12 protein-coding genes are annotated in these 15,937 nt (G+C 72.2%); 5 read left to right on the forward strand and 7 right to left on the reverse strand.

Features of this window, described 5'->3' with window-relative positions:
* The first annotated feature begins 214 nt into the window (after window positions 1-214).
* From HA039_RS08065 to HA039_RS08075, 3 genes are read left to right on the forward strand one after another with little or no spacing between them, the layout of a single operon-like run.
* Window positions 215-1,207, forward strand: coding sequence for an ABC transporter ATP-binding protein (locus HA039_RS08065; protein WP_167025929.1), 993 nt, complete (start codon window positions 215-217; stop codon window positions 1,205-1,207).
* Between the two features lie 11 nt (window positions 1,208-1,218).
* Complete coding sequence (locus HA039_RS08070) at window positions 1,219-2,028, forward strand: ABC transporter permease (RefSeq protein WP_167025932.1); 810 nt, start codon at window positions 1,219-1,221, stop codon at window positions 2,026-2,028.
* Window positions 2,029-2,086: 58 nt separating this feature from the next.
* On the forward strand, window positions 2,087-2,845 hold the full coding sequence (locus HA039_RS08075; protein WP_167025935.1) for an ABC transporter permease: 759 nt from the start codon (window positions 2,087-2,089) through the stop codon (window positions 2,843-2,845).
* Between the two features lie 175 nt (window positions 2,846-3,020).
* On the opposite strand, the gene HA039_RS08080 is transcribed toward HA039_RS08075, so the two are convergent.
* On the reverse strand, window positions 3,021-4,061 hold the full coding sequence (locus tag HA039_RS08080; RefSeq protein WP_167025938.1) for a LacI family DNA-binding transcriptional regulator: 1,041 nt from the start codon (window positions 4,059-4,061) through the stop codon (window positions 3,021-3,023).
* Between the two features lie 133 nt (window positions 4,062-4,194).
* Window positions 4,195-8,481, reverse strand: coding sequence for a galactose-binding domain-containing protein (locus HA039_RS08085; protein WP_167025941.1), 4,287 nt, complete (start codon window positions 8,479-8,481; stop codon window positions 4,195-4,197).
* A gap of 320 nt (window positions 8,482-8,801) precedes the next feature.
* Here HA039_RS08085 and HA039_RS08090 point away from each other — a divergent pair, with 320 nt between their 5' ends.
* Together HA039_RS08090 and HA039_RS08095 are read left to right on the forward strand one after the other, a co-directional pair.
* The gene (locus HA039_RS08090; RefSeq protein ID WP_167025944.1) at window positions 8,802-10,514 is read left to right on the forward strand and encodes a sensor histidine kinase; all 1,713 of its coding nucleotides are present in this window, start codon (window positions 8,802-8,804) and stop codon (window positions 10,512-10,514) included.
* Window positions 10,511-11,185, forward strand: coding sequence for a response regulator (locus HA039_RS08095; protein WP_167025947.1), 675 nt, complete (start codon window positions 10,511-10,513; stop codon window positions 11,183-11,185). Before HA039_RS08090 ends, HA039_RS08095 begins: the two co-directional genes overlap by 4 nt.
* Window positions 11,186-11,207: 22 nt before the next feature.
* Here HA039_RS08095 and HA039_RS08100 read toward each other — a convergent pair whose 3' ends face one another.
* The 5 genes from HA039_RS08100 to HA039_RS08120 all read right to left on the reverse strand — a co-directional run bounded on the left by HA039_RS08100 (window position 11,208) and on the right by HA039_RS08120 (window position 15,801).
* Window positions 11,208-12,800 (reverse strand): solute symporter family protein, encoded by a 1,593-nt coding sequence (locus HA039_RS08100; protein ID WP_167025950.1) that lies wholly within the window; start codon window positions 12,798-12,800, stop codon window positions 11,208-11,210.
* The gene (locus tag HA039_RS08105; RefSeq protein WP_167025953.1) at window positions 12,797-13,306 is read right to left on the reverse strand and encodes a DUF485 domain-containing protein; all 510 of its coding nucleotides are present in this window, start codon (window positions 13,304-13,306) and stop codon (window positions 12,797-12,799) included. The genes HA039_RS08100 and HA039_RS08105 overlap by 4 nt, the downstream gene beginning before the upstream one ends.
* 97 nt (window positions 13,307-13,403) lie before the next feature.
* Window positions 13,404-14,120 (reverse strand): response regulator, encoded by a 717-nt coding sequence (locus tag HA039_RS08110; protein ID WP_167025956.1) that lies wholly within the window; start codon window positions 14,118-14,120, stop codon window positions 13,404-13,406.
* The gene (locus tag HA039_RS08115) at window positions 14,117-15,292 is read right to left on the reverse strand and encodes a sensor histidine kinase (protein WP_167036414.1); all 1,176 of its coding nucleotides are present in this window, start codon (window positions 15,290-15,292) and stop codon (window positions 14,117-14,119) included. The genes HA039_RS08110 and HA039_RS08115 overlap by 4 nt, the downstream gene beginning before the upstream one ends.
* Entirely contained in the window at window positions 15,292-15,801 is a 510-nt protein-coding gene (locus HA039_RS08120) for a DUF1453 domain-containing protein (protein ID WP_167025959.1), read from the reverse strand. The genes HA039_RS08115 and HA039_RS08120 overlap by 1 nt, the downstream gene beginning before the upstream one ends.
* Window positions 15,802-15,937: the final 136 nt, after the last annotated feature.

Consider the following 15,937-nt stretch of genomic DNA (forward strand, 5'->3'; position numbering starts at 1 on the left):
GCAGATGCCGCAAGCGGCTTGCCCCGGTCCGCGGCGGTCGGCGGGAGGCCCGGCAGCCGTCCGTACGGCGAACGGCGCAGCGCGCGTAGACCGCCCCCGACCGATCGACGTAGGCGAAGTCCCTCGCGCTCCCGCCGCGTTCCGGGGGCGACCCGTCAAATGTCTGGCTTTTGCGTCATCCACGTGAAAAGTTGCTGTCGGCAAGGGGGGTCACATGACAGAACCGGACCAGCGGAACGGCCGGACCGGCGCGGGCGACCGGGCCGGCGAACCGCTCGTCGAGGCTCGCGCGCTGCGCAAGGCCTACCGGGGCAAGGGCGGCCGGGGCGACTTCACCGCCGTCGACGGGATCGACTTCGAGGTGCGCCGGGGCGAGGCGTTCGGCCTGCTCGGCGCCAACGGAGCGGGCAAGTCGTCCACGATGCGCATGATCGCCTGCGTCTCGCCGGCGTCCGGCGGCAGCCTGCGCGTCCTCGGGCGCGACACCGCGGCGGACGGGGCGTACATCCGCTCCCGGCTGGGTGTCGTGCCGCAGGACGACAGCGTGGACACCGAGTTGACCGTACGGGAGAACCTGCTCATCCACGGCCGCTACTTCGGGCTGCCCCGGAAGGTGGTCCGCGGACGGGCCGACGAGCTGCTGGAGTTCGCCCGCCTCACCGAGAAGGCCGACGAACGGGTCGAGGCCCTGTCCGGCGGGATGCGGCGGCGGCTGACCATCGCCCGCGCGCTGGTCAACGAACCGGAGATCGTCCTGCTGGACGAACCGACCACCGGCCTCGACCCCCAGGCCAGGCACCTGCTCTGGGAACGGCTGTTCCAGCTCAGGCAGAACGGCGTGACGCTCATCCTGACGACCCACTACATGGACGAGGCCGAGCAGTTGTGCGACCGGCTGGTGGTCATGGACGGCGGCCGGATCGTCGCCGAGGGCTCCCCCGCCGCGCTGATCGAGCGGTACGTCACCCGCGAGGTGCTGGAGCTGCGCTTCGAACCCGCAGAGCACCGGGCCCTGGTGGACAAGGCCCGCGAACTGGTCGACCGCGCCGAGGAGTTGCCGGACCGGCTGCTCCTCCACACCGACGACGGCGAGGCCACCCTCGCCGCCGTCCACGCCCGCGGGATCACTCCCGTCACCGCACTCGTCCGCCGCGCGAGCCTGGAGGACGTCTTCCTGACGCTCACCGGCCGCAGCCTGGTCGACTAGGAGGCGCGCCGATGCCCACGCCCCTGTCCGTGCCCGCGTCCCCGGGCGTCCGCCACCCCGCCCTGCGCGAACTGTCCTACTGGCTGCACCTCTGGCGCCGCACCTGGCGGGGCACGGTCGTGATCAGCGTCGCCAACCCCCTGCTGTTCCTCACCGGGATCGGCATGGGCCTCGGCCAGTTGGTCGGCGACCGCGCCGATCCCGCCCTGCACGGCGGCTCGTACCTGGCCTTCCTCACCCCGGGCCTGCTCGCCGCCGCGAGCATGCAGAACGCGTTCGTCGACGCCGCGGGGCCCGTCTACGACTCGGCCAGGCCCGGCGGCCACTACCGCGCGGCCGCGGCCACCCCGCTGCGGCCCGCCGACATCCTCCACGGGCACCTGCTCTACATCCTCGTCCGACTGGTCGTGAGCGCGTTCCTCTTCACCGCCGTCGCGACCGCGTTCGGCGCGGTGGCCCCCGCCCGCGCCCCCCTGGTGGTCCCGGCCGCCGTCCTCGCGGGGTTCGCCTTCGCGGCGCCGCTGACGGCCTGGTCGGTGACGCTCGACCGGCAGGCCGGGCTGGAGGCGCTGTTCCGCTTTGTCGTCATGCCGCTGTACATGTTCTCCGGGGCGTTCTTCCCCCTCTCCCAACTGCCCGACGCGGTCGAGCCGTTGGCGTACCTCTCACCGCTCTGGCACGGCGTCGAGCTGTGCCGCTCGCTCGCGCTGGGCACCGCCACCGCGGGCGGCGCCGCCCTGCACACCGGGGTGCTGGCCGCGCTGACGGTGGCGGGCGTCCTGCTGGCCCGGCGCCGCTACGAGCGCCGGCTGCACACCTGACGGCCCCGGCCACCCCCGTACCCACGACGATCCCCGAGGCGAAGAAGGACGGACCGCCATGCCGGCCGCGACCATGGTCGAACGCAATCTCATGATCTACCGGCACACCTGGCCGCTGCTGCTCGCCGAGGTCTTCGAACCGGTGCTCTACCTGCTCTCGTTCGGCGTCGGCATCGGACACCTGGTCGGCCACGTCCCCGGCCTGCCCGACCCGTCCACCGGCTACGCGGAGTTCGTCGCCCCCGCGCTGCTGGCCACCGCCGCCATGAACGGCGCGATGAACGAGACCACCTTCAACATGTTCGGCAAGCTCAGGACGGACCGTACGTACGAGTCGATCCTGACGACGCCGATGACGGTACGGGACGTGGCGCTCGGCGAGGTCGCGTGGGCGCTGCTGCGGGGCACCCTCGTCACGGCGGGGTTCCTGGTCGTCGTCACGGCCCTCGGCCTCGTCCACAGCCCCTGGGCGCTCCTGGTGGTGCCCGGCGCCCTGCTGATCGGCTTCGCCTTCGCGGCGGTCGGCCTGGCCGTGGTGACGTTCCTGCGCGACTGGCAGGACTTCCAGTTCATCCAGCTGGCGATGCTGCCGATGTTCCTCTTCGCGACGACCTTCTACCCGCTGGACGTCTATCCGCGCCCGTTGCGGGTCGTGGTGGAGTGCCTGCCGCTCTACCAGAGCGTCGAGCTGCTGCGCGGCCCGTTCCTGGGCGAGGCCGGTACGGGGCTGATCGTGCCCGTCCTGTACCTGCTCGCGCTGGGCGGCCTCGGCCTGGCGGTGGCGGCGCGCCGGCTGGAGGGCATCCTGCGTACCTGAGGGCGGGGTCCGACGGCCCCCGGACTCAGGTACGCAATATTTCACGCGCGTTACGAAAGAGTTCGACAAAGGTGTCCGGCCGGCGGCGCGGCGGGAGAACGGCCGGGTGCACGGCTGGCAGCACGACGGCGATGACAGCGTTGTCGTCGGCCGGGCGCCGACCGGGGCGCCGCGCTCAGCCGCGCGCCGCCGCCTCGGCCCGTACGACGGCCCGCGGGGCCTGCGCCGTGGAGCCCCGTACCACCAGCTCCGGCTCGAAGAGCAGCTCCCCCGGCGGCACGGCGCCGCCCTGGATCTGCGCGGTCAGCATCTCCACCGCCGCCCGCCCCATGGCCTCGATGGGCTGGCGGACCGTGGTCAGCGGGGGCTCGGTGCAGTTCATGAACGCGGAGTCGTCGAAGCCGACGACCGACACCTCACGCGGTACGTCGAGGCCGCGGCGGCGCGCCGCCCGTACCGCCCCCAGGGCCAGCGGGTCGCTCGCGCAGATGATGCCCGTGACACCCCGGTCCAGCAGGCGCGACGCCGCCGCCTGGCCGCCCTCCAGGGAGAACATGGACCGCTCGATGTACTCGTCGGGGAGCTTCGCCCGGGCGGCCTTGGCGGTCGCGAGGGCGGCCGCCAGCTTGCGCCGGGACGGCACGTGGTCCGAGGGGCCGAGCACCAGCCCGATGCGCTCGTGGCCCAGCGAGGCGAGGTGGCGCCAGGCCTGTTCGACGGCGACCGCGTCGTCGCAGGAGATGCAGGGGAAGTCGAGGTTCTCGATCGGCGCGTTGATCAGCACCACCGGGATCTTGCGCTCGGCGAGCTGCCGGTAGTGGTCGTGCGGGGCGTCCGCCTGCGCGAACAGCCCGCCGGCGAAGACCACCCCGGACACCTGCTGCTGGAGCAGCAGCTCCACGTAGTCCGCCTCGGAGACCCCGCCCTTGGTCTGCGTACAGAGCACGGGCGTCAGCCCCTGCTGGGCCAGCGCACCCCCGATCACCTCGGCGAAGGCCGGGAAGATGGGATTCTGGAGCTCGGGCAGGACCAGACCGACGAGCCGCGCCCGCTCCCCGCGCAGCTGGGTGGGGCGCTCGTAGCCGAGGACGTCCAGCGCGGTGAGCACGGACTGGCGCGTGGACTGCGAGACACCTGGTTTGCCGTTGAGAACCCGGCTGACCGTGGCCTCGCTGACCCCAACCTTCTTAGCAACCTGAGCAAGTCGTCGCGTCATACACGCAAGACTATCGCAAATGCTGCAAGCGGCTTGCTCCCCAGCGTAAAGACGCCAACATGGGTGATGCCGGCCGGATCGCTCCGGCCGGCATCATCTCAGGGACCCCCGGGGAGGGCCGCCCCGTGCCTCCCTACGGGTTGATGATGATCTTGAAGTTGGGCGTCGTGTTCCTGATGTCCACGGCGTTCCCGTTGAGCGTCAGGCCGTTGAAGGTGACCTCACCGACCGCCGGTCCCTGGCCCGCCTCCGGCTGCTCGTTCGCCCACAGTCCGAAGCCGGACTTGGCGTCGAAGGCGTCGCCGCTCTTCTTGGCCCCGGTGATCGAGATGTCGCTGAGGATGGTGTCCTTGATCGGGAACTGCGGCTGACCGCCTACGTAGTTGGTCTGGAACATGATGCCGCTGTAGGTCGGATCGACGATGTCGACGTTGTTGATCCGGATCCCCTGGAACACCTTCGAGGCGGAGAACAACCAGATGCCCGGGAAGGTCTGGCTGCCCCAGAAGTGGCCGCCGGCTCTGATGATCGACACGTTCTCGATCGTCGTGGGCTCGGTCCCGAAGCCGTTCATCGGGTAGCCGAAGTCCAGCGAGCTGACCGTGATGCCCGAGTAGACGAGCGTGTCCGCGATGTGGATGTTGCGGAACGTGTTGCGGTAGCCGCCGTACACGGCCAGGCCCGCCGCACGCCACACCAGCGTCGCCGAGAGGTTCTCGTAGACGTTGTTGTACATGTCCGCGCCGCCCGCGTCGATCGCCGAGAAGAGGGCGAACGCGTCGTCACCGGTGGCCCGCGCGTCGTTGTTCACGACGTGGTTGTCGGTGCTGCCGTTGGTCATGTTGACGCCGTCGGCGAACGTGTTGCGGATACGGGAGTTGCTGATCGTGATCCGGTCCGCGTTCGCGCCCCAGTAGAGGCAGACGGTGTGTTCGTTCCAGATGTTGTCGATCGTGATGTCGGAGACGTTGGAGAGGTCGAAGACCTTTCCGGGGCCGTCGATGCGCGAGGTGTAGTTGCCGAAGAACGAGAAGCTCGTGAAGGACGAGCCCTTCGCGGCGGCCTCGACGCGGAAGCCGGCGTCCGTGTTGTCCTGCGTGGCCGGGGCGAAGAACCTGGTGAACCAGGGTCCCGCGCCGATCACCTTCACGGGCTTGCCGTAGACCTGGAACTTGCTGGAGGTCTGGTAGTCACCGGCCGGCAGGTAGACGCCCACGAGCCTGCCCGTGGTGTCCATCCGGACCCGGTCCAGGGCGTTCTGGACGTCCTGCTGGGTGAATCCGGTCGGCACGGTGTACGTGGCCGGGTCCGGGTTCGCCACCGCGGTGGCCTGCTCCAGGTTGACGAAGTCGATCGCGTACGTGGTGGTGTTCGCGGCGTCCTTCTGGAGGCGGATCTTGCTGCCCGCCGGGACGGTCCTGCCCAGGAGGATGTTGGCCTCGTCGTAGATGTGACGGGGGCCGCCGGCGCCGGGCGAGTTGCCGGGACCGGTCTCGTTGCCGTACAGCCACGCGTACTTCGACGTGAGGTCGATCGCCTTCAGGAACGTACCGTCGACGTAGACGTTCAGCGTCGAGTTGATGCCACCGCCGCCCGCGGAGTCCGGGATGGAGAAGCGGGTGACCAGCGTGTTGGTGCTGGCCCTGGTGGTGAACTCCACGTAGTTGCCGGTGTTGTTGAGGGTGACGGCCTTGCGTCCCGAGGCCTCGCCCGCGACGTCGCCGACGGTCCGGTTGGGACCGACGACCTGCGCGCCGCCACCGGTGACACCGTCCTCCGCCTCGTACATGTCGTACGGCATGTTGGCGCCGCGGCCGACGAAAAGGGGCTGGCTGCTGGTGTTGTTCGCGCGCTTGACCGGCAGTTCGTTCGCGTCGTCCGCGAGGACGACCCGGACGGTGTACGAGCCGTTCGCGGCGGGCCAGGTGCCGAGGCCCACCGTGGCGGAGGTCGCGCCCGGGGCGAGCGTGCCGTTGTAGGCGCCGGTCAGGGTCCTGACCGTGCCGCCCGTGGAGTTCAGCAGCGTCAGCGTGATGCCGTGGCTGCCGGACGCGGAGGCCACCGTGCCCTGGTTCTTGATCGTCGCCGAGAAGGTGACCGTGTCACCGGCCGACGGCGAGGAGGGCGAGGTGGTGACCGAGCCCGCGACCAGGTCGGAGCTGTCGACCGGCCGCACCACGAGGTTGGTGGCGTTGGTGAAGGTGTTGTTGGTCTCGTTCGACTCGACGACCGCGTTGGCCGGGTCCGCGACCGCGCTGAGCTGGTACGTACCGGAGTCACGCGGGCCGATGTTCGCGGTGACGGTGGCCGAGGCCCCCGCCGCGAGGGCGCCCACCGAGGCGGAGCCGACCTTCGTGCCGCTGAGCCGCAGGTCGACGGTGCTGGCCGGGGCGGCGAGCGCGCCGGCGTTGCGCACGGTCGCCGACACGGTGATCGCGTCGGACTCGACCGGCGACGCGGGGCTCGCGCTGACGGCCGTGACCTGGAGGTCCGGGTTGGGCGCCGGGTCCCCGAGGATCTGGAACTCGGCGACCTGGCCCGCGCCGGAGCCGGTGTTGGAGTTGAACTTCAGCTGGACGTCGGCGACGCGCGCGCCGACCGGGATGGTGACCGAGTTGCCGGTCCCCGGGGTGAAGGTGTAGTCCCGCGCGGCCACCAGGCTGGTGAGGCCCGTGGCGTTCTGCTCGCGGCCGAGCACCTGGATGTTCTGGGTGCGCTGCCCCCAGCTGCTGTCGGGGTTGAGCTTGACGACGACGGAGTCCGTGTCGGCGTTGGCGCCGAGCTTCACCGTGAGGGTGTTGGGGTAACTGCCGCCCGCGCCCTCCCAGTAGGTGCTCGTGCTGTTGTCGTTGGCGTTCTCCGCGACGAACGTGAAGACCGAGGAGGACGCGGTGATTGGCTTGCCGACGGCGAGGTTGGTGGCCGTGCCCGGCGTGCCGTTCCTGGTGACCGTGTTGCTGTTGGACGAGACGTTCCCGGCCGCGTCCTTCGCCCGGACGAAGTACGAGACCGTGGCGCCCGCGGACTGGGTGTCCGTGTAGGTGAGGACGTTGCCCGCGACGCTGCCGCGCAGCACGTTGTTGGCGTAGACGTCGTAGCCCGTCACGCCCGTGTTGTCGCTCGACGCGCCCCACGCCAGGCGGACCTGGTCGGAGGCGGGCTGGGTGTAGGTCAGGTTCGCGGGGGCGGTGGGCGCCTGGGTGTCGCCCGAGGCCCCGGCGCGGGTCACGGTGTTGCTGTTCCCGGAGACGTTCCCGGCCGCGTCCTTCGCCCGTACGTAGTAGGTGACGGTCGCGCTCGCGGGCTGGCTGTCCGTGAAGGTCGTGACGTTGCCCGCGACGCTGCTGCGCAGCTGGTTGTTGGCGTAGATGTCGTAACCCGTCACGGCCGTGTTGTCCGTGGAGGGCCGCCAGGACAGCCGGATCTGGCCGGACGCGGGCTGCGTGTAGGTCAGTTCGGTCGGCGCGCTCGGGGCCGTGGTGTCACCGGTCTCGGGGCCGTAGACCTCCAGCTCGGAGAGCTGGCCGCCGGGCTGCTGGGTGTTGGCGGTGATGAGGATCCGCACGTAGCGCTGGGTGGTGGCGTCGAAGGAGATCGTCACCGAGTTCGCGCCCGCGGAGTTGAACGTGTAGGCCTTGGAGGCCGTCAGGTCCGTGAAGGCGCTGTTGTTGGTGCTGCCCTGGACCTTGAGCGTCTGGTCCCGGGCGCCCCAGCCGTCGGGCAGGCGCAGGACCACCTGGTTGACGCCGACGGACGAGCCCAGGTCGGCCTGGATCCACTGCGGGAAGGCGTTGTTGTTGCTCTCCCAGTAGGTGGCCTTGTTGCCGTCGTTGGCGTTGCCCGGGCCGTACACCTGGGTGAAGCTGCTCGCCGTGAGGGTCTTGCCGAGGGCGAGGTTCACCGAGGCCGCGGCGGCGGCGTGCACCTCCAGCTCGGACAACTGGGCCTTCTTGCCCGCCGAGTTGTCCGTGAAGTCGGCGCGGACGAAGCGCGCCTTGGTCGCAGGGAAGGCGACGGTGACCTTGTTGCCCGCACCCTTGCTGAAGGAGTACGTGGCGGACGACTTCAGCGTGGAGAAGCTGGTGCCGTCCTCACTGCCCTGGAGGGAGAGGGTCTGCTTGCGGCTCTCCCACCCGGCGGGGAGCTTCAGCGTGACCTGGTCGACGCGCTTGCTGGACCCGAGGTCCGACTGCACCCACTGCGAGGACTTGCCGTTGCCCTCCCAGTAGGTGGACTGGTTGCCGTCCGTGACACTGCGGGCCGTTCCGTTGCCCGTGGTCGCGTTGGCCGCCGCGGTCCGCCCCGCGGCGATGTTGGGGCCGTCGGCCGCGGAAGCGGCGAGTGACGGCCAGCCCACCATCACAAGACTGGTGGCAACGGCGGTGGAGAGGAACCGCCATCTCCGGCGTAGCGATCTCATGGATCCCCGATCTTCGGCCTCGGCGCGGGGGCGGCGAGGGCGCGGCTCTGGCTGCCTGCCTCGGCGGCAAGCGTTTCTGCACTGATCAGCGGAGTCTTTTGCGTTTAGCGGTCAGAGAGTTGCAGAGAAATGCGAGTCCGTCCACAGCTCCGACAGAACCAAATCCCTCGGGCCGCCCCGTGAGTTGGCTGCCACAGGCGCACAACAGGCCGCATCTGGCCCCCGAACTGGGAAACGTAAGCGACCCGCAAAGCTTGCAAGTTTCTTGCGTGAATGTGGAAATTTCGGAAAGGAGGCCCGGACCTCTACCGTTCGTACACATGAGCGCCGGACCGATCACCCTGGGGATGGCGCCGTCGGAGCGACGACGGCGGTTCGGCCGGCCACGCCGGGTCTTCTCCCAGGTGCTCCTGATGCAACTCGCCGTCGCCGCCGGGGTGACCGTGCTCGCCACCGGCCTCTTCCTGGCGCCCCTCAGCGCGCAGTTGGACGACCAGGCGATGCGCCGGGCCCTCGCGATCGCCGAGACCACCGCCTCCGCCCGGGTCGCCGACGCGCTCCTCGGCTCGCGCCCGTCGAGCGCGGGGCCGGTGCAGGCCGAGGCGGAGCGGATACGGAAGGCCACCGGCGCCGAGTACGTGGTGATCATGGACAGGCGCGGGGTGCGCTGGTCGCACACCGACACCCGCCAGATCGGCAGGGTCGTCTCCACCGACCCGGGCAGGGCCCTCGCGGGCGCGCACGTCATGGAGATCGACAGCGGCACCCTGGGGCGCTCGGCGCGGGGCAAGGTCCCGCTGCGGGACGACGCCGGCCGCATCGTCGGGGCCGTATCGGTCGGGATCGCGTACGACAGTGTCCGCGACCGGCTCCTCGCCGCGATCCCCGGACTGCTCGCCTACGCCGGCGGGGCGCTGGCGGCCGGCGCGCTCGCCGCGTACCTGATCTCCCGGCGGCTCCAGCGCCAGACCCATGACCTGGCCTTCTCCGACATCGCGGCCCTCCTCGCCGAACGCGAGGCCATGCTGCACGGCCTGCGCGAAGGCGTGGTCGCCCTCGATCCGGCCGGCCGGATCCGGCTGATGAACGACGAGGCGCAGCGGCTCCTGGGCCTCGGCCCCGAGGCGACGGGCCGGCCGCTGGAGGACGCGCTCGGCGCGGGACGCACCGCCGACGTCCTGTCGGGCCGTGTCCGGGGCGAGGACCTGCTGACGGTACGGGGCAGCCGCGTCCTGGTCGCCAACCGGATGCCGACCGACGACGGCGGCGCGGTCGCCACCCTCCGCGACCGGACCGAGCTGGAGCGGCTGGGCCGGGAACTGGACGCGACCCGCGGGCTGATCGACGCCCTGCGCGCCCAGGACCACGAGCACGCCAACCGGATGCACACCCTCCTCGGGCTGCTGGAGCTGGGGATGCACGACGAGGCGGCCGCGTTCGTCACCGAGGTGGCCGGGGTGCACCGGGTCACCGCCGAGCAGGTCACCGAGCGGGTCCACGACCCGCTGGCGGCGGCGCTCCTGGTCGGCAAGGCCGCGGTCGCCGCCGAGCGCGGTGTCTCGCTGCGGCTCTCCCCGGAGACCTTCCTGCCGGACCGTTCGGTGGATCCGCAGGGCCTGGTCACCGTCCTCGGCAACCTGGTGGACAACGCGCTGGACGCCGCCGCGGGTTCGGCGGAGGCGCGCGTCGAGGTGGGGCTGCGCGCCGAGGGCCGGACGGTCGTGCTGTGCGTCTCCGACAGCGGCCCGGGGGTCCCGGACCATCAGCGTGACCTGATCTTCTCCGAGGGCTGGTCGACCAAGGCGCCGCCGTCCCACGGCAGGCGCGGCCTCGGTCTGGCGCTGGTGCGCAGGCTCGCGGAACGGCAGGGCGGGAGCGTACGGGTCGGTGGGTCGGCGGACGGCGGCGCGGAGTTCACCGTCGTCCTCCCGGAGGCACTGGGCCCGGAGGATCGTGGGGCGGACCGTGGGGCGACGGACCATGCCGAGGCGGATCGTGGGGCGGCGGATCGTGGGGCGGCGGGGGACGCGTGATCGACGTACTGGTCGTGGACGACGACCTCCGGGTCGCGGAGATCAACTGCGCGTACGTGGCCAAGGTGGCGGGCTTCCGGGTCGTGGCCCGGGCGCACTCCGCCGCCGAGGCGCTCGCGCGGCTCGCCGAGCGCCGCGTCGACCTCGTCCTGCTCGACCACGGCCTGCCCGACGAGAACGGCCTGACGGTGGTGCGGGAGCTGCGCGCTCTGGGCCGTGAGACCGACGTGATCATGGTGACGGCGGCCCGCGACATGGCCACCGTCCAGGCGGCGATGCGGCACGGCGCGGTCCAGTACCTGGTCAAACCGTTCACCTTCGCGGGCCTGCGGTCGAAGCTGGAGGCGTACGCGGCACTGCGCCGCGCGCTGGAGAGCGGCGGCGAGGCCGAACAGTCCGAGGTGGACCGCATGTTCGGGGCCCTGTCCGCCTCCACCGTCCCCACGCTCCCCACCGGCCACTCCCCCGCCACCGCGGAGGTCGTCCGCCAGGTGCTCCTGGGCGCCGGGGGCCCGCTCTCCGCCCAGGAGATCGCCGCGCGGGCGGGCATGAGCCGGCAGACCGCGCAGCGCTACCTCAAACTCCTGGAGCGGGCGGGGCGGGTCCGCCTGACCCTGCGGTACGGGGAGACCGGCCGCCCCGAACACCGCTACGCGTGGCCGCACCCCTGACCGCGCCCGGGACGCCCGGCCCTCACACCGCCCCGGCCCCCGTCAGCGACCGCACCTCCGTCTCCGCGTGCTTCGCCGCGTCCGGCGGCTCCGGCGAGGTGACCGTACCGATCCACCCGGCCAGGAAGCCCAGCGGGATCGAGACCAGGCCCGGGTTCTGGAGCGGGAAGATATGGAAGTCGACCCCGGGGAGGATCGCGTCGGGGCTGCCCGACACGACCGGCGAGAGCACCACGAGCAGAACGGCCGGAATCAGTCCCCCGTACACGGACCAGACCGCGCCCCTGGTGGTGAAGTTCCGCCAGAACAGCGAGTAGAGCAGGACGGGCAGGTTCGCCGAGGCGGCGACCGCGAAGGCCAGCCCGACCAGGAACGCCACGTTCAGGTTCTGCGCCAGCAGGCTCAGCCCGATCGCCACCGCCCCGATGCCCACCGCCGCCACCCGCGCCACCGCCACCTCGCCGCGCGGCTTGCCGTGCGCGCGCCGCAGCGACGCGTACAGGTCGTGCGCGACGGACGCGGACGAGGCGAGCGTGACGCCCGCGACGACGGCGAGGATCGTCGCGAAGGCGATCGCCGCGACCACCGCGAAGAGAACCGTTCCTCCGGTCGATCCGGCCCCGCCGCCCAGGTCCAGGGCCAGCAGCGGTACGGCGGTGTTCCCCGCCGCGTTCGAGGCCCGTACGGCGTCGGAGCCGACCAGCGCGGCCGCGCCGAAGCCCAGCACGATCGTCATCAGGTAGAAGGAGCCGATGAGCCCGATGGACCACACGACGGACCGGCGGGCGGCCCGGGCGGTGGGCACGGTGTAGAAGCGGGACAGGATGTGCGGCAGCCCCGCCGTGCCGAGGACCAGCGCGAGGCCGAGGCTGATGAAGTCGAGGCGGGCGGTCCAGTCCCCGCCGTACTTGAGCCCCGGCGCCAGGAACTCCCTGCCGTGGCCGCTGTGCGCGACGGCGCTGTTCAGCAGGGCGTTGACGTTCCCGTGGAAGCGGACCAGCACCAGCACGGTCAGCGCGACCGCGCCCGCCATCAGCAGCACGGCCTTGACGATCTGGATCCAGGTCGTCGCCCGCATCCCGCCGAGCGACACGTACACGACCATCAGCGCGCCCACCCCGATCACCGTCCAGGCGCGCGCCGCCCCGCTCGTACCGCCCAGCAGCAGCGCCACCAGGCTGCCCGCGCCGACCATCTGCGCCACCAGGTAGAGCACGGAGACGGTGACCGAGGAGGTGCCCGCGGCGATCCGCACCGGCCGCTCGCCCATCCGCGCGGCGATCACGTCGGCGAGGGTGAACCGCCCGCAGTTGCGGACGAGTTCGGCGACGAGCAGGAGCACCACCAGCCAGGCGACGAGGAAACCGACCGAGTAGAGCACGCCGTCGTAGCCGAAGAGGGCGATCACCCCCGAGATGCCGAGGAAGGAGGCGGCGGACATGTAGTCGCCCGCGATGGCGAATCCGTTCTCCATCGGCGAGAACAGCCGCCCGCCCGCGTAGAACTCCTCCGCCGAACCGCGGCGGTCGCGGCTCACCCAGGTGGTGATGCCCAGGGTGACCGCGACGAACGCGCTGAACAGCACCAGCGCCAGGGTCTGGTGGTCGCCGCTCATCGTTCCGCCCCCCGCGTCATCTCCTGGGTCTCCCAGCGCAGTTCGAGCGCCGCCCGGTCCCGGTGCAGCCGCGCGTGCCGCGCGTACGCCCAGGTCAGCAGGAAGGTGGAGAGGAACTGGCCGAGCCCGGCCACCATCGCCACGTTCACCGCGCCCACCACCGGCCTGGCCATGAACCCGGGCGCGGCGGTCGCCGCGACCACGTACGCGAAGTACCAGACGAAGAAGGCGACCGAGGCGGGGACGACAAACCTGCGGTAGCGGCCACGCACCTCCTGGAAGGCGGCGCTGCGCTGCACTTCCCCGTAGATGTCGGCGGCGCTGGGGCCGTGCCCGGGAGCCTGCGATCCGTCCGGTACGGCGGTGTCGTCGGCGGGGCCGGCGTCGGCAGCGGGGCCGGCGGGGAGTCCCGTACCGTCCAGGTCGCCCCAGCCGTCGGCCAGCGCGTCGTACCACGGGTCGTCGAGCCGCACCGCCGCGGGCTCACGCCCTTCCTGCTTCTCCACCGGTCAACTCTCCTTGTCAGCGAACCGTTTCGGCCGCGTCCCAAGGATGGACAGAAGGGGAGGACCCCGGACTCTCCACTCCCCCGACTTCACCCCATCAGGTGACAGGAGTCCCCGGCTCCGGGGGCGGGACGAGGCCGCGCCGGTACGCGTACCGCACCGCCTGTGCCCGGTCCCGCACGCCCGTCTTGGCGAAGAGGTTGTTGATGTGGGTCTTCACAGTGGCCGCGCCGATGTGCAAGCGCCCCGCGATCTCCTTGTTGGAGAGCCCCTCGGCGACCAGCGTCAGCACCTCGGCCTCCCGCGCGGTCAGCCCGTCGGGCAGTTCGGCCGGCCCCGGGTCCGGCGGCGGCGCCGTGACCCGCTCCAGCAGGCGGCGCTGGACGGCGGGGGCGAGCCCGGCCTCGCCCGCCAGGACGTCGTCGACGGCCCGGACGATCTCCTCACCCCGCGCGTCCTTGGTCAGGTAGCCCCGGGCGCCCGCCCGCAGCGCCGCGAACAGGGACTCGTCGTCGGCGTACGTCGTGAGCACCACGACCTGGGTGCCCGGATGGTCCGTACGGATCCGGCGGGTGGCCTCCACGCCGTCGCAGCGCGGCATCCGCAGGTCCATCAGCACCACGTCGGGGGCGAGTCCGGCGACGAGGGCCACCGCCTCCTCGCCGTCGCGCGCGGCCCCGACGACCTCGATGCCGGGCAGCAGCCCGAGCAGCATCACGATGCCCTCGCGGACCACGGCCTGGTCGTCGGCCACGACCACCCGCGCCGGTGCCCGGCCGCCGTCCGCGCCGGCACCCGCCGCCCGGTCCGTCACGCCGGTACTCGCAGCCGCACGCTGAACCCCTTCCCGCCGGGGCCCCCGGAACCGGCCTCCAGCGTGCCGCCGAGCAGTTCGGCCCGCTCGCGCATCCCGAGCAGACCGTACCCGGACCCGGACGTGCCGAGCCCGGCCGGGCCCTTGCCCGTGCCGCCCGAGTCCCGTACCTCCAGCGACACGTCGTCCGTCCCGTACGTGAGGCGGATCCGCACCCGCGCGCCCGCGGCGTGCTTGCGCACGTTGGTCAGGGCCTCCTGGACCACCCGGCGCACCGTCTGCGACGCCTCGGCGCTCAGCGCCCTGGGCGCGCCGGCGATCTCGACCTCGGCGCCGTCCGTCGCGGCCAGCTCCCGCAGGTACTCCCCGAGGGGGGCCATCTCGCCGCGAAGGGCGGAGAGCGCCTGGCGGGTCTCGTTCAGTCCCTCCCGGGCCATGGAGCGGGCGCCGACGACCCGTTCGAGGATCTGGTCGCGGAACTCGCCGGGCGGTTCCCGCTCGATGCGCAGCCGCGCCGCCTCCAGGTGGACGAGCTGCGCGGAGAGGCTGTGCGCCAGGACGTCGTGGATGTCCCGGGCGATCCTGGCGCGCTCCGCGAGCGCGGCGGACTCCGCCTCGGCGGCGCGGGCGGCGCGTTCCTGCGCGAGGAGCCGTTGCGCGGTCCCGCGCGCCTCCGCGTCGAGCCGCAGGACGTACCCGGCCAGCAGCAGCCCCGCGGCGGTGAGGAGCGTGGTGAGCCAGGCGTCGTGGTTGACCGCCGCGAAGGCGCCGAGCGCGACCAGGCCGACGGGCAGCCCGGCCGCGAACGGCAGGCGTTCCAGGGCGCTGACCGCGCAGACGCACCACAGCACGACGGCCGGGATGTCGAACCCGGCCTCGTGGGCGCCCGCCCCCGCGCCCATCAGCAGCGCCAGCAGCCCGAGCGACCGCCACAGTTCGTGCCGCAGGGTGGTGCGGTGGAAGGACCAGACGCAGGCGGCGACGGCGAGGAGGCCCGCGGTGGCCGCGGCCGCGCCCCAGCCGGAGACCTCGTCACGGGCGAACGTCGACCAGAACAGGCCGCCGAGGACGAACAGCCGGATCACGTGGGCGATACGGCGCCTGGAATCCGTCCGGCCCTGCCCGGTCAGTGCCTCCCGGGAGGGCCAGGCGGTCCAGGTCCTGAACGTGATCACACACGGTCCTTCGGCGACACGGCCGGCGCGCCGTCCCCGTGCGGCGGCCGCACGGCGCGGGACCGCATCGCCAGCATGCCCCTGCGGACGAGGAGGGAGGCGGCGAGCGCGAGAAGTACCGCTCCGGTGCCCTGGTGGACGCCCTGGAGCGCGCCGAGGCCGGCCAGCCCGAACCGTACGGCGATGCCGAGGACCCAGACGGCGGCGGTGGCCCTGGTCCCCCTGGACCAGAGCGATCCGTCGGGCTCGGCCCAGATCTTGCTGGTCGCGGCCCAGCCGGCGCCCATCAGCAGGCCCACCACCAGCTCCGCGCCGAGCAGCCCCGCGGACAGGGCCTGGTGGTGCGCGCCGAGGAGGTCCGGTCCGCGCAGGGCGACGACCACGAGGATCGCGGGGAGGACGAGCCAGCGGCGCCCGCCCGCGGCGATCCGCTGGGGCCTCGTCTGGCGCGCGACGATCAGGGCGACGACGGCGACGGCGACCAGTACGTCGATGAGCGTGGACATGAGGGGCCTCCCGCGGCGAAGTGGTGCGACACCGACGACGCTACGGAAGCGGCCGCTCCGGAACATCGGAGCAGGGGTGGAACGAGGGAGGACCCTCGGGGGCCGGTGTTCTCCACCCGTGGGTGGAGAACACCGG

Origin of the sequence: Streptomyces liangshanensis, assembly GCF_011694815.1 — a bacterium.
GTDB classification, from domain to species: Bacteria; Actinomycetota; Actinomycetes; order Streptomycetales; family Streptomycetaceae; genus Streptomyces; species Streptomyces liangshanensis.